Origin of the sequence: Aliiglaciecola lipolytica E3, from assembly GCF_000314975.1 — a bacterium.
GTDB lineage: Bacteria > Pseudomonadota > Gammaproteobacteria > Enterobacterales > Alteromonadaceae > Aliiglaciecola > Aliiglaciecola lipolytica.
In genome coordinates this window covers 17,534-43,040 of the sequence record NZ_BAEN01000014.1, presented here as the reverse complement: position 1 = coordinate 43,040, position 25,507 = coordinate 17,534, and the positions used below count along the sequence as shown (strand labels likewise).

Sequence of the window (25,507 nt, the reverse complement as noted above, 5' to 3'; positions counted from 1 at the left end):
TAGCTACTCCAGGTAAAATGGGAAAACGAGATTCTCACGACTACCGTCCTGTACATGCGAATACCGGATGCTAATCATGGCGACTGAAGGGTCGTCTGCCCCCTGCACTTTTACTTCTTCCAACTTGATTCTAGGCTCCCAGCGAATCAAAGCTCTTTCGATATCACGCTGTATTCCCGCCCAGGTTGACGCATTATTTGGCTGCATTAAATAGCGACGTAAACCACAACCAAAATTTGGCCGCATAATCCGTTCTTTAGGTTCTGTCTGCAAAATCATCCAGATTGACTGGCGCACTTTTTCAGCACCTTCGACGTAACTGATGGTTTTATCGTTTTGGCTCGGATATACCGGAAAAGACCAACCTTTTCCTAAAAAAGCTTTTAATGGCGAAGCCTGACTCATGCGGCCTCCTTAGCAGGTTCAACTTTTTGGAAATACACCAAACCTCGCTCAGGTGTATTCAATTGCCCTTCAAGTTCAGGATGTTGACTATCTTCATATTCAGTTTGCATGGCGATAAAAATGCCGGCCATTTCGTTGAGTGATAAACTGGCATTCAAACCGGGTCCACTGCCGCCATTTACCATTTCATTACGCATGTCATCACTAGCATTAATGCCGTTGGCAATCATGCGAGATAAGTCGCCCTCCATTTGCTCAGCACTGATGTATATTTTTTGATTTTCTTTGCCCTTATTCACAGTGATACTGAAACCTGGTTGGGAAAACTTTGCTTCCAGATCGGGGCCTTCAATCGACATCTGAACCGCCAGATCAGCGCTAAAATCAGCCATTAACTGCACATGAGCATCAATGGATGCGTCAAAATCAACACCAAACGAACCATCAAAACTCAAATCAGCCACCAAGCCCGCGTCGAATTGAAATGACGGTGGGATGCAAAATTTTAGTTTCAATAAGAACCACAGATTGAAAATGAAAAGTAAGATAGGTAAAAACAGCCGAAACAAAAACATGGCGACAATAAAAAACAGCAGAATCGAGAAGAAACAGATTTGTTGCCCAGCGCGCGTTAACGGCTCTCCTCCCTCTGGCATATCCATATTATCAGTGGCAAAATTTAAAGATGAATCAGGCGGTGCAATTATTCGTGCATTAGCTCCCCGTCCGGCAGGAGCATTATTGACCTGATTACGGATCGCGGGTAAATCAGGTAATTTAATATTCACCGGTCGATGACTGGTACCATCTAGATCAAAGTGGGCGGCTACTTGGTAACCTTCGGTGGCTTCACTCCAAATCACGTCGCCACAACAGTCAGTTTTATTTTTTTGGATAGGAAATTGACTGTGGTGACGGCGCACGAAACAGCGAATTTCATATAAGTCAGCATCATCAAATCGTGGATTATTATTTGCATCCACATCGGCCAAACTCGTAGGGATGACACCAAACCAAAGGGTTTTATTGGCTGCGGAATGGTCTTTAATGGTTGGGTCGGCGATCAATGGATACATGGGTATCACCTGTTCTTCAACTTGCTCAGGTGTTTCCTCAACAGGCTGCCAACTGCCTACACCTTTGAGTTCGCTAGCATGCCAGCCTTGCAATTCAATGTTAATATCACCGTTAACAGTCAACTGGTTTAGTTGTGCTATCGTATCGGAAAGTTTTGCTGTCAAACTTTCCGCATTGCCAGTGTGCAATCCCGAAAAAATACGCGCACTTTGAGACTTTAATAATCCACCAATATCGGTATTGCTATTCGGTTGTTTTAACCGCGCAGTTTTTAGATCAATATTGATTTTGTTGAGGTCATTTTGCAGTTGACTGCGCTGTGCCAACAAGCTGCTTACTTTATTTTTCAATGCAGGGTTAATAATAGGCACTCTGCGTCTTACCACAAAACCTGCTTCGCAAACCTTATCGCGCTCTACCCTTGGAAAACCCGCCACATCACAATGTAATTCACATACCACCACATAAAACCGGCTATGCGTGTCTAAAAACAGTTTTAAAGGAGAATTCGATTCAGCTCGTTCTATTGGGGTAATAACCTGATTAGGATCGTGACTAAACGGATGCACAAAATCTTCACTATTGAATCGTAAGGAGTGCTGAGGCTCTTGCACTAACGTATTCACGAAATTTGCATCTGCATATTTTTGAATAATTGGTGCTGAATGACGATTTTTTGCCAGCTTATTCGGCGCATTGGCAACGTAGCCACCTAATGATTGGTTGCGATACCAAGGGCCTACCAATTTCCATGGATGTTCAGCTTTATCTAACATAGTTGCATTACCATAAGTTTCCTACACCAGGCGTATAAGATGGTGAAACCACAGCGGCACTCGCTATCATCGTTGTGCAATTTATAATGCCGTCAAAATTCGCGACTGGAGCATGTACGTTAAACGCTGCTGCATTTAACTCTACGGTTGAGTTGGCGGTAATCTCAATCGCACCAGATGCAGAAAATTCAATTTTGTGTCCTGACGAATGAGTTAAGGTGATCGCGCTTGATGCTTCATCTAACAGTAATTCGTGGCCACCTGCTGTTTTTAAGGTAATTTTTGCCGCACCGTCAGTATCATCAAAGGTAAGCTCGCTTCCAGAGCGTGTTTTTAAAGTTCGAATATTATTGGCATCTTGCGGCTGTTCTGGAGGTACGGCTGAACCATTCCAGCAAGATCCGATAATGTATGGTCTGCGCAAATTGCCAGCTTCGAACGCGACGATCACCTGAGAACCCACTTCTGGCATAATTTGCAACCCTTGCTCATCATCGGCATAAGGTGTGGTTAACGTACTCCAGGCTTCAACATTTGCATCACTTAACCAAGGAAAGCTAACTGACACTCTGCCTAAGTTCTCTGGATCAACAATATTTAACACTATGGCCGGATACACTCCAAAATAGCGCTGTCTACCACCATCCGGTGCATATTGATTTGTCATTTACCACTCCTTAAAAACATCACTGTCCTCCAGCTATGAAATTAACATCTTGCCAACTAACTAATTAATGAATGCTCGTTGAGCCTCAAAGTGCGTTCGATGTCCGTGCGCAAGCGTAAACTGGTGCTCGAGTTTCGTGACGTAATAACCGTCCCCTGAAAAGGGTTCACCCACTTGTTCAATATTCAAAACGCTACCGACTATTAGATCAGGCAAACCTACTGCCACTGCATTGAGTGTCACAAACTGTCGCGCTCTGCGTTGCATTTCGGCAGCAGCCCAAGCGCTCGCCTCTTCCGCCTTCAATGGCACTTCCATCACCCGTTTGCTGATCCGCTCGCCAAACGCACTTTGTAAAATGGACACACCTGAACGCCCTCTGCCAATCTCGCCATTAACCACATCTTCTTCTGCTGTTTCATCAATAGACTGGGCTTCAGTAGCGTCGTATCCCGCTATATGCACTTTGGTTTTTTGATGTGCTAAATCTGCGCTCACGCTGACCTGCATCAAATCAGTACCGCGTATCAACGTCATACTCGTACCACTGCGCTTGTCACGGGTCTTATAATGTAAAGTATCGCCTTCAACCCACACCTCTGCTTGTAGTAAACGTGCGCGTTCGCGTAAAAAAGCCAGATCACTCATATTGCATTGCTGAATTTGGTTGTAGGTTGGTCCATTTGCATCCACTTCACTATTTAAGCCATGCTCACCCGCAATCTCTTCAACGATCTGTTGATCATTCATTTGTTCAAAGGTTTTTGAATTGCGGATCATGCGAAAGTCCATCAATTTATCCTCAGCACAAAAACTAAACTCAGGCTCTTGGCCTTCTTCAAAATGAATTTCCAACGCGCTTATGTAGCCATCAAAAATATTGCGTTGCCTACCACTTGCACCAATGGCGACTTTCACCTGCTTACCAAAATCCACATAACGCCCGTCCAAATACAGTAAGCTTTCAACGTTTCGGCCTTGCATGGGCCCAATAGCAGTGAATCTGGCTTCTAAGGTTTTCAATCCATCAACACTTTCTTTCACGCTCATGTACACCACATCCCGAATTAACTCGCTAATGTCTTCCCCATCAAGATTGAAAGCAGGCTTGGCGTTAAAAAACAATTCGTCAATCATCTATGCCTTCCGCACGTGTTCGTTGAGATTTGCGATATTGCACTTTCATTGCGGCTTCTATTTTTTGTTGCTCAATAAAACGCGAATCCACTTGCTCTTGGCCTTGTTCTCGCTCGTTTTGAACCACCACTTCGGTCACAATTCGATCAATATAAGCAGTCATTTATTTGCTCCATTGCTATGACATCCGCAAGCGTGGCCCGGCTTAAACATGGTTGTTGATAAACTATCAATGGATTGTCGTACCCGGTCTTTTTGCGGTAGCGCAATCCACGCAGGAATAGTGGCATTTGAACTAAATGGCACACCTTGATCATGAGAAGTAATGGATTGTTCACGATGGGAATACACAGCAAAGATATTCTGAGTACGGGTTACCCCGAATAACGGTTGCAAGGGTATGCCTTGGGCGAACGTCATTGCCCGTTTATCCAGTAGATTTTCTTGACCGATTGCTTCGATATTTTCGGCTTCGTTGCTGTCGTTCGGTGTTCTAACTAATGGAGCACGACTAATTGATTTTCGATGAGAAACACTGACCGCACTTGGATTATTTAGTTGTGTAATTTGTTTTAGATCTAGTCCGAATGCCGCAGTAGACGTACTTGTTTGTTGCTGACTTTTCTCAAATTTAAGCGCATTAATAGTAGCTCCAATTCCGCCTAAACTAGACATCGCTTTACCAGCAGAATCAGCATTTTTTGGGGACTTGCCTGCCAACCCAGTGACACTGCTACTTGACTGGCTCTGTGTCGACAAATTCAGGCCAGAAGCGGCATTACTGGTCACATTTGATCCCGCATTAACACCACTTTTTGTACCTACTCCTGGTTGAGTGTTTAAACCACTGCTAAAAGCAACCTGACTACCTGCATTCAAGCTGCTACCACTGCTATTATCGGTTTCTAAACCACGCCAAGCGGTTGGTTCTACGCCCATTCTGGCAGCGAACTCTGCGCCCATTTCTCCTTCTAGAGCCACACCCACTTTCACATCGGCGGATATTCCTACTCCAGCGCTGATACCGATTCCTGCGCCCACACCCAAACCTGCACTTAGCCCAATTCCGGCACCAACACTAATGCCTGCTGAAAAACCGAGATTAGTCCCAGCCCCGGGTAAACCAACATTTGCTCCGGGTGATTGTGCATTTCCGGTACCCCGATCTGCCGGTTTGAAGACAATGGTTGGATCTTGTTCCTTGATACTTAAGCTAACTTTTGCACGCAAAGGAAACCCATTAGCGGCAAAGTGCTCCAAGCTCACATCGATACTATCGGCAATGCCTACGACGGTTAAATCGCCCCAATGAAATTTTAATTTTGGCGGCGGATCAGGGTTATTTTGTGGGGTAGAGATAAATTGTTCTAACTGCTTAGTTTTATCACGCACCGAAACTGGCGAGTCGGTACTACCTTCGTCCGCTGTATCAAAAACTAACTCTAACGAAAGTGTGCGTGAACTATTCCCGGTTTGTTGACGAACTTGCTTAGCCGTAGAACGACCACCTTCAATTTGATTAGTTAAACGTATTTTTAATGACGCAGGGTTAAACTGTACGGGAAAAGCCTCGCCATCCGGGGTTTCAGCTTCATCAGCCATAACCTTCTGTAATGTTGCTTTAACTAATTTACTCACTTATCTCATTCCTAAATTGAATTATCGATTTGTAACTAATTAATTGAATAACATCCGCAACCCTTCATGGGCCAAATGCAATTCTTCTACTGCTACATCCCCGCTTTTTGCATTCAAAGTTGGACCGCTGACTTTTACTGGCAAGGCGCGTTCAAAGGCCCAAGTGGCAATGATGGGAGCTGGTTTAGATTGATTTTTCCGATGTCCATAGACTTTGATCATGCCGTCGTAACGCGTGACAGGTCGTATTCCACCTAATACGGCTTGGATCCACTCCCAAACGTCTGTGGCTAAACTATTGTCCTTGTTATAAAACATGCCTCTTTTGAGCACTAAATTCTGATATTTCGCAAAGCCAACTTGCTGAATAACGCCATCATTGCGCCCACCTTCTTGAATATGTTGCACATCCATCTGAATCTCGAGTCCGCTGCATTCGGCGAATCCACCATCACCCAAAACATCTTTCCCGCTAGTATTCGGGTTAGGCGCTAAATTACTGCCAGACTCAATATTGGCCGCTTTAATTAGCGTGATTTCAAAATTAAAATTAGACAGTAAAAATTGGCTATCCATTATTTACTCACCATTTTCAGTGCACCATCGGCTTCTCGACTAAACTGCAATATGATGTATTCGAGGGGTTCAACTGGTGCAACGCCGATGTGCGCGATCAAACGTCCAGAATCAACGATTTGCGGACTATTTAGAGTCTCATCGCATCGCACAAAGTAAGCTTGTTCTGGGGTTTCTCCTTTAAATGCACCGGCGATAAAAAGTTGCCTTAGAAAACTCTGTAATTTAAATTTCACATCCAACCACAATGCCGGACTGTTAGGTTCAAATACCACCCATTGCATTTGTTGAAGCAATACACGACGCAACATCACCATTAATCGAACAACACTTAGTTGACGCCATTGTGGTTGTTGACTCACTGTGCGCGCCCCACTTAGCCATACTCCATCTCGTTGTTGGGTAAAGACATTAATTCCCAGTGGATGTAGTTGATCATGAAACGTATCCGGCACATGAATTTGTAGCGCGAAAACAGACTTAGCCTGGCGGTTAGCCGGACCATGAGCTAACCCATGTTGTAGTTCTGTGGCGGCAATAATGCCGGCAGCAACGGCTGACGGATTAATGATCTTTGGTAAGTTTCCAACTTGGCCGTTTTGGTCATACTGATTAACCTTTAACCAAGGATGATAGGCGGCACAATATTGGCTATTAAACTTGGAACGCCATTGCAGAATCTGTTGTGGGGTTTGTTCCGGTGGCACGTCTAACAAGACCACAAATTCTTTCAATTGATCGGCGAAATATACCAGTTGGAGTTGTAGAGCAATGATATGTTCACGGTCGGCGTTCACACGGGGATCGAGCAATAATTTAGGGAGGTTAGGGCTTACCTGCTCTACTTCTAACTGTGGTTGTGCAGCTTCAAAGCAAGGCGCAAATTCAGCTCCCGATAATAGCTCAACTTTTTCATTTTGATCTACCTTTTCAAATGCTTCTGGTGCATAAAGATCAGGTACAACTAAAATCGAACAGTCCTTTATATTCGACAAACAATGAATTCCACTGCCACTTTTCTCATTGCCCAATACCCAATTGGCATCGAAGAAATCGGCATGTTCAATATCGTCAAAGCGATCCTCTCCCCCCATAAATTGACAAGGCTCGATTGCCAATTGCTGCTCACTTGTTAGATGACTAAGATTTTGACTATAAGGGTCCATAGATTCAGGCAGAACTTGGGTTAACATCCAGTCTTGTTGCGGATTGACTAGTTGCGAATCAGTCAGCAACACCCGAGCAATGAAACGCGGATGACTTGGACTGAGCGCTAGATTATCAAAGTACTCTTGAATACCGGTGATGGAATCCAAAATGCTTATTTGACTTTTTACCCACTCAATTTTAGTAGGGTTTGCCGGCAACACGTCAGTGCTTAAATCCAATTCCCAATACGTGGAATGCGTAAATTGATCTCCGTGTTGAATAAAATGTTCGATAAAACGATATTCTGAAAAGTTGTCACTTGGAGACGTTTCATCATCATTCACAACTCGCAATAAACATCCCTTTGTCAGACCTTGTAAATTGTCAAAAGAGAGTGTTGTGGAGTCGCTTTTATCAAGCAAAAACTCAACGGGTTGAAATGTAAACCCAACTGCAGCTTGAAGATTATTTCCCCAATCCCCTTCGTTTTTTGCACTTAACCTAATTTGGGCTCCACCTGCATAGATTTTATTCAGCTCACAGGTGGCCACCCCGGCCAAGTTTTCAGCACTCGTTTCATAGTCATGCACAATTCGACAAATGTATGCTTCCTGACCGCCTTGTTCGAAAAAGTTAGCCACTGCATATACCAAACGAGAAGGTGATTCAAATCCGCCATAAAGATCGCGGAATTGCTGCCAACTCGTGACTTTTACAGCAACCGTTCTATCTCTCGATGTCCAATTATCAACCACTTTTTGCAAATCGTAGGTTTCATCAACAGATATTTGATGAGCACGAGACGGTCCTTTAGGTGCGACGCCTACAAACGCACACACATCCATTTTGACCTGTCCCAACTGCCGCTGAGTCTGGTCTGCTATGGAAATAATATTAGGTGCACCGAGCGCCAAGCCTAAAGCCATTGAACTTATTCCTTCGTGTCGCTTAATTAACTGTATTTGCAACCTTCACAAACGAGACTTAACTCTTCCATTGCCACTTCACCGCCACCTTTTGCTGCTAAAGCGGGACCTGTCCACTTTTTAGGTTGCGCTTTACGAAGCTCCCAACTAGCTACCGCATTTCGAGCTTCATCTAACAAGGTAATGACTACCAAGCGTGGCTCATGTGCGCCGGCACTAACGTTGTTTAACCACTCCCACAGTGAAGTAGAACCAATTAAACCGCGTTTTAAGGTGATGTCGTCAACTTTGAAGGTATTCGCAATTTTGCGAACCGTGTTGACTTTTTCATTGCCGTTTCTATATTCGGCATAACTCACTTCAACACCTAAGCCACTGACATCTGAAAATCCACCAACCAATTCAGATTCCTGTCCGTCATTGAGTGAGACTAAAAAGTTAAAGGCGCTGTATGGGTCTTCTCTAAATGTCGCCATGTCTATTTTCCTCTTAGTAGTTAGCTGGCATCAGCGGTGTATTGACCAATTCTGAAAATCACGAACTCAGCGGGTTTCACCGGCGCAATACCTATCAAGCACACTAAACGTCCATTATCTAAATCATTTTGGGTCATGGTTGTGCGATCACAGCGAACAAAAAAAGCATCTTCGGGCTTCGCACCTAATAACGCACCATCGCGCCATAAAACGAGCAAAAAGTCTTCCACCATACGCCGGATGTTATCCCACAAGATTCGGTTGTTAGGTTCAAACACGGCCCATTGACTACTTTGATCAATCGAGTTTTCAATAAAGATAAATAAGCGACGCACATTGACGTATTTCCACTCAGGATCTGAACTCATAGTGCGTGCCCCCCAAACTCGAAACCCGCGACCTTCGAAATAACGCAATGCATTGATTCCTTCAGGATTAATCACTTCGTTGCGAGGTTTATTGATGTTCAATTCAAAACGCGTGAGACCTCTAATGACTTCATTGGCCGGCGCTTTATGTACGCCACGCTCAATGTCATTGCGTGCATAAATACCAGTAATAAAACCGCTAGGGGGAAGCGCTATTTGGCGTGGCGGCGTGCCTTGGGAAAATCGCTCATTGGGATCAAAAATATTAATCCAGGGGTAATAAATCGCCGCATATTTGCTATCAAATTGCGCGCGAAAATCCCGAATATCATTTAACGAACTGTTAATAGGTCCATCAACAACAGCAATACGGTAGCGTGCCCTTTCCGCATGCGAGACAAGATTTTGCGCTGCCACACGGCTCAAGACCGTTGAACCCATATCTCCGGAATCAGGCAAGGCTACAATTGCAATATCTTCCACTTCCGCTAACGCTTCTAAGCCAGTGGCTTTTAAGCTAGCATCATCTGGATCAGCAGCATTACCCGCTAAATCATCAGGGCTAACTTGCACACCGTCATTGCCCCCTTCAAAGCGATATCCATAGACGTCTTCAGCACCTTCAGTACCACGCAAATCTGCGGCTAACTGAGCTGCTGCAATGGTGTTCCCAGCCGTTGGCTGCCAATTAAACCAAAACGGGCAATCGGGATCTTCAGGATTTGTAATATCGAAAATACGACCAAGATAACGTTTTTGTGAAGGATCCGTCGCCAAATCAGCATACTCATTAATTTGACTACCCATGGTGACCTGAAAACGCAGTTGCACGAGTTGAATAACATCATCATTTGCTGGTGCATCAGGATTGCCATCGGCTCCTGAAATAAAGGTTTGTACTCCGTCAGAATTGATTGCCACTACCCTGAGATTATTAAGGTCCAATGGCGCATTACCGAGCGGTGCAGGTAAATTAGCAGCTGACGTAACCTCCACTACCGCGCCAGCCTGTACCCCTCTCACTTGTACCAAACCTAAGTCGTCGTTTTCATAAGCAATATTTTTACTTCGGGTGACTAGCACTTTAACGAACATATTGCCCATTTCGCCGGGCCATCGGGCTTGTAAAATGGCATCGGGATTACCAGTAATCGAAACGGCAACCCGACCGATCCCCCATGCATCAGCTGCAGTATCAAAATCAGCAGAATCAAATCCAGTGTTAGGTGCAAACACGCGAGAAACATATAATCGCTTGCCACCGTTTTCGAAAAAAGCTCTGGCACTATGGGCGAGATAAGGAAGTCTAGGAACGGTTGCACCGGCATCATCGATTTGGATATTTTCCAATGCACCATAAACACGTTCAAACTCGGTAAAACTGGTAATAAGTCGTGGTTCACAACTTATCGGTCCTTGTATACCCTGCTCTCGATAACAAACCGGTCCCCACTTTGCCATTCCGGCAAATCCAGTGGTACTGGTTGGTACACCTTCGATGGATTTAGATCGAAAGCTAACTTCCTCTACAAAGACGCCTGGGGCTAGATATTCTGGCATGGCTCTTGTTCTCCTTTACTATCGGAATTTCCGATGTTTAATACGTTTTCTTAATTAAATTAATCAATAAACTGCTAACCAAATTACCCTCACATACTTCCTAAGGCGGGTTAAAAACGATGTCATCAACATCATGACTGGATAACATATGACTTAATTGAAAGGTAACTGAAACGGGCGTTTGTGACGCCACATACTCGGGCGGTATCGCTTCTCCAGAGCTAACTGGATCGTTGGGCTGAACATCCACGACTACCTCCACAGGTAAATCCCACAATGGGTCGTGAGGTTGGTTATTCGTTTCTGGCAAGGCTGTCGCTCGCGCATAAACCAGTATTTCAAAGGCAACTGATTGGTTTAAGCTTTCATCAGGAACGGCATTGGGGGGAATTAAAATTAAAAACTCACCGCGATCGTCCCCTCTAGCTCTAGCCAAAACGATTGTTGCGTCTTGTGCAGATCGAAGCTCTACAATGCTCCAACGCACGGGTAAATCATTGAACAACACCTTGCCCCTCAATCCAGTCGCACGTCCGTTTATAGGGTATGCTGCGCCAGGAAATAACACCGGGAATCGTTGTCGAGATTGCAAATAATTTTCTTGTTGCGCCGTTTCAATACTTAATATTTGCGCTAATGTCTGCACCGGAATCGACAATCTGCGTGGCACATAACGGCGTTGTAAATCGAAAATCCGAATTTGTATGGGAGACGTTAGATCGGCGTGATAAGCCAGCGAAAATCGTCCAGAATTGTGTTTACTTAATTTAATACTCAGTGGCTGTTCAATGTCGATAGTAATGGCAAAGGGTAAATCTTCACGCGTCAACGCATCAACAGGTAATATGCCAAGTAGAAGCCGTTTATTTAGTACTATCCCTGTATCAATGAGTGCGGTTGTCATGGTTGAATCACCTCACCACTAAGGATTTGCTCCGAAAGGCCGACTTCTCGCAATGCTTCTTGTCTACGTCCATGCATAACAAGCATTTTTGCCATATAGGGAACACACAATTTGTAATCCACTGGGAGCGAATCAAAAATGCGCATTAAATCTTCTGTAGATAAATCCTCTAAACTCAGTTGGATACTGTCATTAGCTGCCCAGTTGGTAACAGGATCGAGCATAGGCCCAGTTAATAATGGGTTGTCTTCAAAACACTGCATCGTTCTACCTAGAATGCGATATTCTTGGTCTGCGGTAATTCCCCATGGGATCATTAAAAAGTGAAATTCTAAGGGTAGATATGCCCTGCCTTTTGCCAGCGCTTTACCCGAAAACGCAGCTCTACTGGTATTATTGAAATCAACACGATAGAGAAATATTGATAAGCAAGGGGGCGATATAAGAGGGTTATCTTCTAAGTTAAGATCTTCAGTTCTAGCAAGCACAACCGTTGTATCAGTAGTACTAGACCCACCGGGGATTGGCTGCTGTTGAGAAAAGCAGTGAGTTAAAAAGCGAACTAGACTGCTGCCGACTGCTGCTACAGATGCAAAATCTGCCATTTCAGTATACTCGTAAACATTGACTCATCCATTTATCAATTGCTCTGCTACTTCAAAAGCCGGATTGACTTGCCAATCGATGGGACTCTTCAGAAAATCTCACGATCGACAAACCTACCCAAACCACTCAAGACACAAGTTAATCTCGATTTGAACAGATTTGTTTGACTGCTATTTAGTAATTATTAATCACAATACCACTGAGGTATTTATTCTTATTATTCGCTATCAACTACGAGATAAATTCAGGAAGGAAACACAAAACCTATATCTTAAGCGGTAAATTAAAAAACCTATCACTGATCAAATTTTAGGCATTTAATCATTTAATGCAACCCCGCATCGATATTTTTAGATCACTTTTTAACCAATTGTTGCAGGGCGGGATGGTCGGAAATTGACGAGGGCCTTATTTTTACTTGCATGCGTTCGAGTTGGATTTGGGTGAGTAAAATGCAGACTCGCAGAAATTATTTTTCTTTTAAATGTAAAGAATAGTAGTACTGAAAAGCGCAGCGCAAAAATGGTGATATAAATGCGACTACCTCTGTTACTTTCTCGCGACTAAAAAGTCGCATCGACGGTGAAGTGTTTTTAGTTTGAGCTGTTAATTCGATTCTCAGTCGTGCTCAATGTCAATTAATTAGAGCATCATAAAAACCTCTTTTTCATCTCTATTTTTAACAAAACAAAAATAATTAACCAAAATTGCTTAATTTCTGACCCCTCAGTCATTTTTTTACGCCTATTTAAAATAGCGGTTTATGCGATCGCTGTTTTTTTCAGTTTTTAAATGTAGTTGAAAGGATTGTGTTGTTTAGCACAGAGGTACCGTAAAACAACTGAGTATGAAACCTTATCTTAAATAGGATAGAAAAATGGAACTTAGAAAACACATTATAAAAGCAAGCGGAGCTGTTTTACTTACTGCATGCGCTATTCAGCCGGCTATGTCTATCGTTATGGTCGATGACTTATCTTACTTTGTTAGACCAGCTTTGCGGGTAAGTGCCGGCGAATTAATTGACGGCATTACCGAAAATGGTGCCACTGAAGTCAAACTAAGCCAAGGTGTCGCAGGATATTCAGAATCCACCGTTAACTTAAGTGAAGGTACGGTGAAGATGTATTCTTCTGAATTTGGAACGACATTGGATGGTTTGCAGACATTTGGTAGTTTTGGTGAAAGAGTCACTATTAAAAATGGCGCAGGAAGCAACTGGGATGTAGGTTTCGACATTGAAGGTTTCTTAGATGTGTTTGCAGGAGCACCATTGATTCCAGGCGTAGATTCATCGCCAGGTATTTTTTATGACGTAGGCATCGCGGTTTACCCTGCGGGCGAAGTATCGTGGAATAATTTTGTGCCCGGCTTTAATGATTCGTCTCCTATTTTGTACGAGTACAGTTCGGCATTTGATCCGATTGACGCTGATGCAGAAAGCAGTTTCTACGATCTATTTACCAGTGTTTCTGGCTCTGTGGAGATAGCATCAGATTATGAAGTGTACGACATTTTTGCATATACCAATATGATTGTCAGTACAGAATACGGCGATGGTTTAGAGTCATATGATGCTAATTTTTTGAACACAGCGTCATTCAACATGAGCTTTGCTAATGGCGTAGAAGCCTATTCAAGTTCAGGTGAATTTATGGGGTTAGCAAAACTACCTGCGGATGATGAGGGCCCAAATCAAATACCAGAACCTGAATCTTTGTTGTTATTTGGTTCCGGAATAGCCTTGTTGTTCACCCGACGTAAATTGAAACATCAGCTTAGCGCTTAACTTCACGTTTCGGCATCGGGTAATTGCTCCTGCATATCAAGTTCGCTCAATAACCAAGCGCGAGAAGCACGCCAATTGCGCTTGATTGTTGAAGGAGATGCACCTATAACGGCGGCAATTTCCTCAATGGAAACACCGCCGAAATAACGCATTTCAACAATTTGCGCACGCGTCTTATCAATGTCGGCTAATTTGTTAAGTGCTTCGTCCAATAAACATAAGCTGAAGGTATCATCGCGATCGTTATCTGCAGAATGATTGGTTAACAATGTCACTTTTTGATGGGAACGTTTGTCTGCATATTTTTTTCGCGCATGATCGACTAAAACACGACGCATTATTTGTGCAGAAATAGCTAAAAAATGGGCTTTATCTTGCCATTCAATTTGTTCAAGATTAACTAGACGAATAGCTGCTTCGTGAACCAAATCGCCTGCCGATAGAGATACTCCGCCTTCGCGTTGCAGGCAAAAAGCAGAAAGTCGGGTTAGTTCATTATATAGCACGTCAAAAAGCATGTTTCGCGAATTGACATCGCCTTGTCGCCAGGCAATTAACAATTGATCGACAGAACCAGAGTGAGTGTTAGAAAATGACATATTTTTCCCAAAAGGCAGTTGGTTAACTACGAATTGCAACGAAACCAAAATAGCATATATTCCATATGTGCTAAGTTTAGAATAATAAAATCAATAATATATGTCGAATGTTTATACTAAATTAAAAATGTAAACTGACATCAATAACAACCCAATTGACCGTTATCTGAGATGAATTCATGACCACAGAATCAACACAATTCGAACTACAAGCAATGCAACTGTTTGAAGCATCATTGGATATTCCCAATACACAACGAAAAGAATGGGTTACTGCACAAACAGGAACAAATACTAAACTCCGAGATCGGGTTTTGCAGTTATTAGAAAAAGATGCAATCTCAGAAAATGTCATGCACACCGGAAAGGTAGATGTTGATTCTGAATCGATCGACATACCTGAAAAAATTGGGGTTTACAAAATAACCCAATTAATTGGTCAAGGTGGTATGGGCGCGGTTTACAAAGGGAAACGTGACAGTGGTGACTTTGAGCACGATGTGGCAATAAAAGTCATCCGCACAAAAGTGTTATCCGAGCAACTGATCCAGCGATTTGAACGCGAGAGACAAACCCTAGCGCAACTCATACATCCTAATATTGCACGCCTCTACGATGGTGGTCAGACTCCGCAAAATATGCCCTATTTTATAATGGAGTTCATTGACGGACAGCCGTTAACCAAATGGTGTGAACAACAAAATTTAAGTGATTCGAAACGCATCAAACTGTTGATTAAAGCCTGTGAAGCTGTTCGTTACGCACACCAAAACCTGATTATTCATCGCGATTTAACGCCATCAAATGTGCTAGTTGATAAAGCTGGTGATGTAAAATTAATTGATTTTGGTATCGCCAAACCCACATCCAATCAATCCGAAAATGATAACGTCTCCAACTCCTTAGCTAGCATGAGTTTCACACCAGGCTTCGCTGCACCCGAACGTGCCACAGGGGAAGGTAATAACACCTTAGTTGATATTTACTCTTTGGGTAAGTTACTGGAAGCCATGTTTAAAGAGCGTCGTATTCCTAAAGAATTGAAAGCAATAATAACTCAAGCGACAGCCTCCAACCCACAACTTCGTTTTCAAACTGTTAATGCATTTATCGTAGAGCTTGAAAACTATTTAAATCAATTTCCAGTGACGGCTTATTCTACATCGAACACTTATAAATTTTCTAAGTTTATTAAGCGTCATACAAAAGCCTCACTGGTTGCAGGGTTTGCAGTAGTGGCGATATTGGCTGCTTGGGGAACCTCAATTTATCAATATCAACGGGCTGAAAACAACCTGGAACAAGCGCAGGCTCGATTTGACGATGTTAGAACATTAGCAAAGTATCAAATTTTCGATCTGTATGATGATTTAAAACGTGTTGCAGGGAATACCAATATACGTGCAGATTTGGCCAATAGAGGACAAGAATATCTTGCAAATTTAAGTAAACAGCCAAATGCATCTCCTGAACTTAAACTAGAAACCGCACAAGGATATATTCGTTTAGCGCGTATATTTGGTGTGCCTGCAGAACCTAATTTAGGTGACGTAAATATTTCACGAGACAACTTATCGATAGCCCAGATCATGTTGCAAGAGTTGGCTAATTCGGCCCCCAATTTACCCGATGTAAATGCAACCCAAGCCGAGTTAATGGCCGCACAAGCAATGATACTTGTTCACGATGACAGCGATTTAGCCGCTGCGCAACAAACAATTTCCAATGCCCGAAAATTATTGGATGCAGTTCCGCAATCAGGCAGAGGTGAATTATGGTATCTAGCCCGTCGAAACTTGATATATACAGATCTGGAACGAGCGGATCAAGCAGGTGATTCACAATATCTAAGAGAAAACGCTAATCGACTAAGTCAAGATGTACTGCAATGGCCACCGTCATTGCAGCAAAGTCTAATAGCAAAACAGGATCAAGCCTACAGCTTCTATTGGTTAGCCATGGCTGATTTTATTGACAGAAATAATGCGGAAGCAATTGAAAATTTTCGTAAAGCAGATAGTCAACTAAGTGCATTAGAAGCCGAACAACCGAATGATCCCATGCTGCTTTATTTGCTGGCTTGGACAAATTACATCGCGTATGGCGCAGCAGCAAACTTACACGATCAAAATCAATCGGTTGAATTTTTAGATAAAGCAACCGCATCCACTGAAAAGCTAAAAACCTTGCAAGAAGGAGACGCCTCTATCACTCGTCTAGCCATGCAAATGCGTGAAGCAAAATCTCAACTACTGGCTGAAATGGGCGATTTTGAACAAGCTATCGCTCAGCAAATTGAGATAGTTGCTGATCAAAAACGCTTGGCAGAAGCTAAACCCGAACCTTCTCAATATTCAACCTGGGCATTTTCCCATTTGATCTTAGCTTACATGTACCGAGATGTAGATCGATTAGCCGATGCATGCACGAGCTTTGAAATCGCCGAGCAACTATTGCGGCCTTTTGTGGCGACAAAGCAACTTAGTGGCTATATGTACAATGGTGCAACTCGCCTGCCTTCAGCCATCGAAAAATGTCGAAATGGTGAAGATTTACCCACCATGAAATGGTTATTGGATTAGATAAAATGTTCTCAGTTAACTCTCATCTATAAATTATTTACCGGGTAAATTTTACTCACTTAATTTTGTCAATAATCTTAACAAATTAGTAAATAATGTAATTTAAAAAACTCACAACAAATTGAAAAGTAAAGGAAATAATTCTCGGCACGGGTTGTGCTTACTTTTTAACCGATTGTCTTAGTGGTCTTTTTTCGCATTAGAGAAAGTGTGGCAATTTTACTTTAAAAGTACTCACAAGGAATAAGAAAATATGCAAAAATTTTATAAATCGAGCTTAGCTAAAACGATCGCAGCGAGCGCACTACTTGCCGCATCATCCGCAGCAAATGCTGATGTTATTGTACTAGATTTCGAAGGTGTCGGTAACAGTGCTGCAATCAATGAATTTTATAATGGTGGTACTGATAGTCAAGGTAATTCAGGTGTCGATTATGATATTTCATTTGGCTCAAACTCCCTCGGACTTATTGATGGCGATGCAGGAGGCTCTGGTAACTTTGCGAACGAACCATCTGCAGATACAGTTTTATTTTTCTTAACAGGTACGGCAATTTTAAATTACACGCCTGGTTTTGATACTGGCTTTTCGTTCTTTTACTCTTCGTCTACCGCAGCACAGGTTTTTGTATATGACGGCCTAAATGCGACTGGTAATGTGCTAGCTACTCTTGATTTATCAGCGCAATTTAGTGATAACTGCGTTGGTGATCCAAATGGTCAATTTTGTAATTGGACAGCTGTTGGTGCAACGTTTGCAGGGACTGCTTTGTCAATCGATTTCGGAGGTACTGTAAACCAAACAGCTTACGATGATGTCACGTTTGGATCGGCTGTTGCTGGTGAAAATCCAGGTGAAATTCCTGAACCAGCCGGTTATGCATTATTAGCATTAGGTCTTGGTCTGTTAGCAAAAAGCCGCAAGCGCAAAAGCTAAATAAAAAGCCACTAAATATTATGTAAAAACGGGGCTTTTTAAGCACCGTTTTTTTGTTTTTTAGCTTCGCAAATTAATTATTCGCCTACATATTTATCCGCTTTAAAAATCTCTATAAATTAGTTCCTAAATAACCGCTTAAATGGTTGAAAAACAAGCCAGAAAAGGCGATAAATAAGGTTATCAACTAAGAGGATTCTGATAGTGAATATTAGCCCGATATTAAACGAATTTTTAACCGTAAGCGTTGCCCTATCTAGTGAAAAGAATACCCAAAAACTATTGGAATCAATCTTACTTTCAGCCAAAAAGTTAGCCAATGCTGATGGTGGTACAATTTACTCGGTAAACGACAACAATGAGTTGGTATTTGACACGCTTTTTAACGACAGCCTGAAGCTACATTTAGGTGGTTCTTCAGGTAGTGCTATCAGTCTTAATTCCATCCCTATTTATATCGACGGTAAAATTAACGAAAACGCGATTGTGGCCAAATCTGCCGCGACTGGTGAAATTATCAATATTGAAGATATGCAACAATCTGTGGACGCTTCCGCAGATCGGCTAAATAATATTGACCAGCAATTTGAGTATCAAACCCATTCTATATTAACCATTCCCATGAAAAATCATGAAGGTGATTTAAGTGGCGTTTTACAATTGGTGAACGCACGAAACAACGGCAGCTCAGATATTATTCCGTTTGATCAGGAAACTGCACGCACTGTTGAGGCCCTTGCCTCGTTGGCATCTGTAGCCTTAACGAATAGGCAACTCATTGATAATATGGAAGAGCTGTTTCAAGCTTTTACCCGATTAATTGCAAAAGCTATCGATGAGAAATCTCCTTATACCGGTGGTCATTGTCGTCGAGTGCCACAGTTAACTATGATGATTGCAGAAGCCGTGCATCGCCACAATGAAGGGCCCATGGCATCTTTTACAATGAATGATGCTGATAGGCATGAATTAGATCTTGCGGGATGGATCCATGACTGCGGAAAAGTGGCAACCCCAGAATACGTGATGGATAAATCTAAAAAGCTGGAAACGGTATTCGATAGAATAGCGTTAATCGAAACCCGCTTTGCACTAGCTAAAAATCAAATCGAACTGGATTACTTACGTAAAATGAATGCAGAATCTGGTGCAGTTGAAAAGCTACAGTTGGAGTTACAAGTTATTTTAAGTCAATTAGACGCAGATTTAGCTTTTGTAGTAAAAGCCAATACCGGCGGCGAATTTATGAAACAAGAAGACCAAGATTATTTAGTTACTATAGCTAAATCTCACAATGTGCAAGTTAACGGTGAAGTTATGCCATTACTTACCGACGATGAAATATACAATCTACGTACGGCGCGAGGCACCTTGAATAACGAAGAGCGCGCCATAATAAATCGCCATATGGATATCACCGTTGAAATGCTTGATACCCTGCCCTTTCCAAAACATTTACAGCGCGTTCCTGAATTTGCCGGCGGGCATCACGAAAAAATGGATGGCACAGGTTATCCCAAACGACTAACCCGTGAACAAATGTCGATACCAGCCAGAATCATGGCGATTGCCGATATTTTCGAAGCCTTAACCGCAGCCGATAGACCTTATAAAGATGCAAAAAAAATCAGTGAATGTTTACGCATCATGGGCTACATGAAATTAGACAACCATATCGACCCCGATCTTTTTGACGTGTTTATCAAAGAAAAAGTGTATGAAGAATATGCTGCAGAGTTTCTTAAACCCGAACAAATGGACCAAATTGACTTAACTAAAATTCCTGGCTTTTCAGTTAATTAATCTGAATCTGGAATAATCCCAATGGGGTTATACTGCCAAGGTTACTTGCTGGTATGAGTGAAACTGCCATCCCAATCCGATGGCGGTGGATTGGCAACAAAGTGCTCAATACGCTGAAAATACATAGTTAATAAATGAGGATTCGAAAAATCATCAAGTTGCTTTAAGATAGTTAAAGCAGCATAAAACTCCTGCGCAAAATAACTCTCAATTGCTAAGTTAAACTGCAAATTTTGCTCAAGCATTTTTTCTGTTACTTGTTTTGCAAGAGGTGCATAAATGGTAACTGGTTTCACTTTTCCTTTTACTTTGACCCGATCAACCAAACAAAAGTGATAGTCAGAAGCTTGTTGTTGGGTATATTCACTGACTAAAATGTCTACACCATAAAACTTGGTTAAACCTTCTAAACGCGAACCTAAATTAACCGCATCGCCTATCACTGTATAGCTGCGTCTGAAGTCTGACCCCATGTCTCCTACGTTCATTTCGCCAGTATTAATACCTATACCGATCTGCGCTAGGGGTTGTTGTCGCTGTGCAAACGTATGATTCAAAATGGTTAATTGTTCTAGCATCGAAAAGGCTGCTGCTATGGATTTGCTCGCGTGTTTTGGTTCATCAAGAGGCGCCCCCCAGAACGCCATCACCATATCCCCTACGTACTTATCAATGGTGCCGTCATGCTCTAAAATAACCCGCGTAATTGGCGAAAAAAACTGATTAAGCCATAGCTTTAACTCTTCAGCTTGCATACTCTCAGAAATACTGGTGAAACTGCGAATATCACTAAACATAACTGACAGCTCTTTTTTCTCTCCCGATAAATTGACTGATTCCGGATCTTGTAAAATCCGATCAATATGAGCAGGTGGCACATATTGATCAAACACAGCTTTAACTTGACGGCGCTTTTTATTTTCAAAGAAAAATCCACGACTAATAAAATATGAAGACAATAAAACAGTGAGTAGAAGCGGTGAAAATAAAGGCAAATAAATCGACATACCAAACCACAACAGTAAATTTAAGCCGATAACGCCAGATAAGAATAAGACAGACAATCCAGTTGTTACGCCCGGTGTTCGATTCGGGAAAAATAAAAAGCACAACAAGCCTATCGCTAATAATTGTAACAACATGGCTTCACGCCACCATTCGGGTTGATAAGGAATTTCTGAAGGGGTTATCAATGCATCGAAAATCGTCGCTTGAATCTCGACGCCTGGAAACCCTAATTCTACAGGTGTGGAACGCAAATCAGCGAGACCAGTAGCAGAAGAGCCAATAAAGACGACGGCTTGGTCAAAACGATTATCGTTAATTTCATCTAACAGCACATTTGCAGCAGAAGTATACGGAAATGTTCTCTTGGTACCGCGATATGGTATGTATATCTTAGACTCGTTATCCGTCGCAATGAATTGATCTCCGACTGAAAGTCCCGTTAAGTACGCCTTGCCTTGTAGCGCTTCCCACTGCGGGATTAGGTGATCCACTAAGCTGTAAACTCGAAATGTTTCCAGCGCCAATGATGGATAAACTTTACCGTTTACCTGAGCTAACAACGCGACTTGACGAATAAAACCATCGGCGTCTTCAAAGGAATTCATAAACCCCTGTCCTCTGGCAACAGGCGCGAATTTAGGTAATACACCTGCAAAGCCGGGATAGGTGGGAATCGTCAACGGCAAATCAGGTTGTGTTTGTAAAACACCTTGCGAATCTAACGCGCCAATTTGTAAAGCAAGCCCCGAACTGGTGTCTAGTTCTCGATGAAATAAGGTCGGTAATATAACGTCAGTAGTGGTGATCGCATCGGCAAAATGTTGATCGTAATTGAATTGTGCTTGTATTGAATTGAGCATTGCAGAATCAAACTTTGCCGACACCTCAGGTTGGCTTAAAACAGCTTCAGCAGGATTATGTTGGGGTTCCGCAAACAGCACATCAAAGCTGATAACGATAGCGCCAAGCTGGCTTAACTTGCTCGTTAGATTGGCGAAGTGCTCTCTAGACCACGGCATTCGGCCTACTGCGGCAAGACTATATTCGTCAATATCGACGATCTGTATATTGGTTACCGATTCGGGCCATGGCGGTAGCCGCTTCACTTTGAGATCGTAAATTAAACCATCTATGCGCTCTCTAGGTAACTGAATTACGCTCCAGTCGAATAATTGAATTAAGATAACTACCAATATTAAAAAAAACGCTGGTGCATGCTTCCAGCGTCTTTTAGTGGTGCCTCTTGTTAAACTAGTCAGCATTAATCACCAAGGCCAACTGCGATCTTAAAATGCGTCGCTTTTTCAAACTGTTCAAAAGTAACCCATCGCGCATATTACTGAACATTTATGCTCACTGACGCTCGAGCAAATTTACCGGTTTGATCTTCAACCTGATAAATAAAACTGTCTTCTCCACTAAATCCGGCTGCTGGACTGTAAGTAAAACTGCCATCTAAATTAAGTGTAACAGTGCCGTTTTGCGTCGGCGTGATCAAGGTCGCTACCATTCCGGGAAATTGCCCCAGATTTGAAAACTGTGCTTCAATAATAGGTGAGGAATTTGTATTGTTTACAAACCATACTCGATCCGCAGCAGCGTTTATGGCAATACCACTAGGGCTTGTCACCTCAATAGGAAGGTTGATATAACGCACCAAATCACCGGTTTGAGTAAATTCAGCGATTCGGCCTTCCAGATTACTGACTAAATACAGATTACCCGTAGTACTGTTTATTTCTAGATCACCAAAGCTAACATCAAACATTGAATCGTTCTGATTGAAGAAAAAGTTACTGATAACCTCTCCCGTATTGGGGTCGATTTCAGCTACCTGATTGGCTTGGCCGTTTACAGGTACATTGTCCTGTAACAGGAAAAATGTTTTGCTGATCGGGTTGTAAGCGCCGCCAACCACATGACTGCTACCAAACTCTGTATTAAGTTGGGCTAGCACTATGCCTGTTTGCGGATCCACCGCATAAATCTCAGCATTATCGGTTTCACCATTGATCATCAATAGTGTGCCTTGATTTAGCGCAACATTCGCCATCGTTAACGCAACAGGAGCAACATCTAAGTCGGCATCATTTGCGCTTTCTCCCTGCCAAGGTAAAGGTGCTTTGACAGCGCCGGAACGATCATATACCGACACGGAATCGGTGTTAGCTGCATACACATAGAGTAACTGGCGATACTCATCTGCAGCAATGGCAACAGGTGTATTAAGCGCCGTTAATACAGCATTTCGCTGCTCTAAGGTATCGCCGATAACGGTAATATCTGCATCGTTGTCATTATCTAAAACTCCGGGCGCATTGACAGCTAAGACTTGATCAACACTAGTGACAAACTGATCTTCTAGAGCTACAGGCTCGCTACTAACATCAACGGTAGCATACCCATTAATGACAAAATCTAACACGTCCAAATTTGCAGTCAGTACCGCATCTACAGTCAAGCCAACGTTACCAATTTTACATTCAGTATTATTTGGTAGGCCCTGACAATCTAGTGGAGGAATAATATACGCACCAAAGTTTTGTAATGTGGCAAAGTTTGGATCAGGAAAAGCAGATTTAATGACTTGACCTGAAGGTGGGAACAAATATAGCTCGAATAATGCGTTACCCAGATCGGTAAAAAATAAAATATCACTGCCCGGTGCGTTTGATTGAGCTACAACCGGCGATTCACCAGTACCTGGATACGTCATAACCATTGCATATGAACCTATCTCATTAGGCTGATTTCCGCTGTTACCGGCTTCTTGGTAGGTCCCAACAAAACTGCAATAAGTATCAATTATTTGCAGGCAATCTCCAATTCTATATAAGCCTGTACCGACACCACTTCCTGGCGAGGTTTCCCCTCTTCCTATGTAGCGAAATTGTCCAGAAATAGATGTAGAGTCACCGATTAAATCTTCTGGTAATTGTTGCACATTGATGGTGACAGTCGCAGTGTCACTGAGGTTACTTTGATCAAGTACTTCATAGACAAATGTATCGACACCGAAAAAATCCGAGTTAGGTGTATAATTAAAACTACCGTCACTATTTAGTGTCAATACGCCAGAATTCGGATTCTGAACAGGAATGGTATTAACCGTTAAGGCGTCATTATTAGGATCAGAATCATTGAGTAAAACACCGCTACTTTTTAGAATACTAAATACCGTGTTTTCCACCATGTCATAACTGTCATCTTGTGCCTGTGGTGGCAGATCCGAATTGGAAACAGTCACTGTTAGTATACCTTGCGCATCTAATCCATTGCCATCCGACACCTCATAAACCACGTCGTCAATGCCGACAAAACCGAGATCCGGCTGATAGGTCAAGGTCCCATCGTTTTCAATATCTACTGAGCCATTCGTTGCTTCGACATTCGTAATGGTTAAATTATCACCATCTGGATCGCTATCATTGGCTAAGACATCCACATTTATTGGATCATTAATGGTCGTTGAAGCTGAATCATCCTGAGTTTCAGGTGGATCATTTACAGCGAGTATGGTCACGGTGATTTGCGCATTGTCGGTAGCGCCAAAAGGATCACCAATTTGATAGGTTATTGTTGCTTGTCCATTAAAATTAAACAGCGGCTGATAATCTAGTTCGTTGCCATTCACCGTAACCTGACCTGAATCTGCATTTGCAGAAAGTAGAGTTAACGGATCTCCATCAGGATCTGAGTCATTATCCAAAGGCGCAAACGTTGCGCTTTCGTCCTCATCAATGGTTTCATCATCATCATTTGCTTGTGGCGGAAAATTAGTTTGATCGTTTGGCAATAATATGAACTCTTGCGCTCGGGCACTTTCACCGCTGCCGTCAATTCCCGCGAGTAAAATGTAGTACGTTTGAGTTGGTTCTAAATTTTCAAATACAAAGGGCGGCTGAGTGAGTGCAAAAGCGGCCTGCCCTTCATCAAGCGTTTGATAGTTTTCTATATTTACTCCGCTTTGTGTAGCGATATACAGGTTGTATCGCAACAAGTCAGGATTTTCCTGCCAAACCACTTCCGCTTGTTGACCACTGGTACTGCGTACAACCGTAAAACCTTCAATGCTTTTGGGCTGCCAATCGATACTTGTGGTTGCCACCATAGTGGTTGTTTGAGTTGAATCTGTAACCCACAAACTGATCCGCAAAGGACCCGGCTCTGCATTGTAATTACCCGGATAAATACCGTTTTCAACCTGTGAAAATGTAGTACTACCACAACTATTGGTCGCACTTGCAGTCAACGAAGTTGTGCACAATATGAGCTGCTCTGAACTGTCATTGAAGCGCAAGTAAACAGATTGCAAGCCATCTAAATCTGACACTTCAACACTAACCAAAATATTGCCATCCACCATTGTGTTAGCTGTTGGCAAAACAAACCGGCCTTCGCTGTCACTTGTGGATTGGCTGCCAGCCTTAAATGAGATAGGTGCGCTATCACTGCTGCTTCCGCCACATCCGCTAAGTAGCAGGAGTATTAATCCACCAGCAATTGTTAATCTAATATTCATAC

At 42.6% G+C, this 25,507-nt stretch carries 19 protein-coding genes; 4 read left to right on the top strand and 15 right to left on the bottom strand.

What is annotated here, in order from left to right; translation table 11 throughout:
• Positions 1–3: 3 nt before the first annotated feature.
• The 12 genes from GLIP_RS01865 to GLIP_RS01815 all read right to left on the bottom strand — a co-directional run bounded on the left by GLIP_RS01865 (position 4) and on the right by GLIP_RS01815 (position 12,264).
• Entirely contained in the window at positions 4–405 is a 402-nt protein-coding gene (locus tag GLIP_RS01865) for a GPW/gp25 family protein (RefSeq protein ID WP_008842855.1), read from the bottom strand.
• Entirely contained in the window at positions 402–2,258 is a 1,857-nt protein-coding gene (locus GLIP_RS01860; protein ID WP_008842854.1) for a hypothetical protein, read from the bottom strand. The genes GLIP_RS01865 and GLIP_RS01860 overlap by 4 nt, the downstream gene beginning before the upstream one ends.
• A 7-nt stretch (positions 2,259–2,265) precedes the next feature.
• A complete protein-coding gene (locus GLIP_RS01855) occupies positions 2,266–2,925 on the bottom strand; it encodes a phage baseplate assembly protein V (RefSeq protein ID WP_008842853.1) in 660 nt (219 codons plus the stop codon).
• A 60-nt stretch (positions 2,926–2,985) separates the two neighbouring features.
• The gene (locus GLIP_RS01850) at positions 2,986–4,062 is read right to left on the bottom strand and encodes a phage late control D family protein (protein WP_008842852.1); all 1,077 of its coding nucleotides are present in this window, start codon (positions 4,060–4,062) and stop codon (positions 2,986–2,988) included.
• On the bottom strand, positions 4,055–4,225 hold the full coding sequence (locus GLIP_RS21855; protein WP_008842851.1) for a hypothetical protein: 171 nt from the start codon (positions 4,223–4,225) through the stop codon (positions 4,055–4,057). The genes GLIP_RS01850 and GLIP_RS21855 overlap by 8 nt, the downstream gene beginning before the upstream one ends.
• Positions 4,222–5,700, bottom strand: coding sequence for a CIS tube protein (locus GLIP_RS01845; protein WP_008842850.1), 1,479 nt, complete (start codon positions 5,698–5,700; stop codon positions 4,222–4,224). Before GLIP_RS01845 ends, GLIP_RS21855 begins: the two co-directional genes overlap by 4 nt.
• A 39-nt stretch (positions 5,701–5,739) precedes the next feature.
• Positions 5,740–6,276, bottom strand: coding sequence for a phage tail protein (locus GLIP_RS01840; protein WP_008842849.1), 537 nt, complete (start codon positions 6,274–6,276; stop codon positions 5,740–5,742).
• On the bottom strand, positions 6,276–8,351 hold the full coding sequence (locus tag GLIP_RS01835; RefSeq protein ID WP_008842848.1) for a phage tail sheath family protein: 2,076 nt from the start codon (positions 8,349–8,351) through the stop codon (positions 6,276–6,278). The genes GLIP_RS01840 and GLIP_RS01835 overlap by 1 nt, the downstream gene beginning before the upstream one ends.
• 26 nt (positions 8,352–8,377) lie before the next feature.
• A complete protein-coding gene (locus GLIP_RS01830) occupies positions 8,378–8,827 on the bottom strand; it encodes a phage tail protein (protein WP_008842847.1) in 450 nt (149 codons plus the stop codon).
• Positions 8,828–8,847: 20 nt separating this feature from the next.
• Positions 8,848–10,755 carry a phage tail sheath family protein gene (locus tag GLIP_RS01825; RefSeq protein ID WP_008842846.1) on the bottom strand — a complete coding sequence of 636 codons (1,908 nt, stop codon included), beginning with the start codon at positions 10,753–10,755 and terminating at the stop codon, positions 8,848–8,850.
• Positions 10,756–10,855: 100 nt separating this feature from the next.
• Positions 10,856–11,659, bottom strand: coding sequence for a hypothetical protein (locus GLIP_RS01820; RefSeq protein WP_008842845.1), 804 nt, complete (start codon positions 11,657–11,659; stop codon positions 10,856–10,858).
• Positions 11,656–12,264 carry a DUF4255 domain-containing protein gene (locus GLIP_RS01815; RefSeq protein WP_008842844.1) on the bottom strand — a complete coding sequence of 203 codons (609 nt, stop codon included), beginning with the start codon at positions 12,262–12,264 and terminating at the stop codon, positions 11,656–11,658. The genes GLIP_RS01820 and GLIP_RS01815 overlap by 4 nt, the downstream gene beginning before the upstream one ends.
• An 878-nt stretch (positions 12,265–13,142) precedes the next feature.
• Between GLIP_RS01815 and GLIP_RS01810 the strand changes: the two genes are divergently transcribed.
• Positions 13,143–14,054 (top strand): PEP-CTERM sorting domain-containing protein, encoded by a 912-nt coding sequence (locus GLIP_RS01810; protein WP_008842843.1) that lies wholly within the window; start codon positions 13,143–13,145, stop codon positions 14,052–14,054.
• Between the two features lie 2 nt (positions 14,055–14,056).
• Here GLIP_RS01810 and GLIP_RS01805 read toward each other — a convergent pair whose 3' ends face one another.
• Positions 14,057–14,653: an ECF-type sigma factor gene (locus GLIP_RS01805; protein ID WP_008842842.1), complete on the bottom strand. Its 597-nt coding sequence runs from the start codon at positions 14,651–14,653 to the stop codon at positions 14,057–14,059.
• A 179-nt stretch (positions 14,654–14,832) separates the two neighbouring features.
• Between GLIP_RS01805 and GLIP_RS01800 the strand changes: the two genes are divergently transcribed.
• The 3 genes from GLIP_RS01800 to GLIP_RS01790 all read left to right on the top strand — a co-directional run bounded on the left by GLIP_RS01800 (position 14,833) and on the right by GLIP_RS01790 (position 19,975).
• Positions 14,833–17,235: a serine/threonine-protein kinase gene (locus GLIP_RS01800; RefSeq protein WP_008842841.1), complete on the top strand. Its 2,403-nt coding sequence runs from the start codon at positions 14,833–14,835 to the stop codon at positions 17,233–17,235.
• Between the two features lie 253 nt (positions 17,236–17,488).
• Positions 17,489–18,172: a PEP-CTERM sorting domain-containing protein gene (locus tag GLIP_RS01795; protein WP_008842840.1), complete on the top strand. Its 684-nt coding sequence runs from the start codon at positions 17,489–17,491 to the stop codon at positions 18,170–18,172.
• A 204-nt stretch (positions 18,173–18,376) separates the two neighbouring features.
• Complete coding sequence (locus GLIP_RS01790; RefSeq protein WP_008842839.1) at positions 18,377–19,975, top strand: HD family phosphohydrolase; 1,599 nt, start codon at positions 18,377–18,379, stop codon at positions 19,973–19,975.
• 41 nt (positions 19,976–20,016) lie between these two features.
• On the opposite strand, the gene GLIP_RS01785 is transcribed toward GLIP_RS01790, so the two are convergent.
• Entirely contained in the window at positions 20,017–22,245 is a 2,229-nt protein-coding gene (locus tag GLIP_RS01785) for a CHASE2 domain-containing protein (RefSeq protein ID WP_008842838.1), read from the bottom strand.
• 74 nt (positions 22,246–22,319) lie between these two features.
• Entirely contained in the window at positions 22,320–25,505 is a 3,186-nt protein-coding gene (locus GLIP_RS01780) for an Ig-like domain-containing protein (protein WP_008842837.1), read from the bottom strand.
• Positions 25,506–25,507 lie beyond the last annotated feature (2 nt).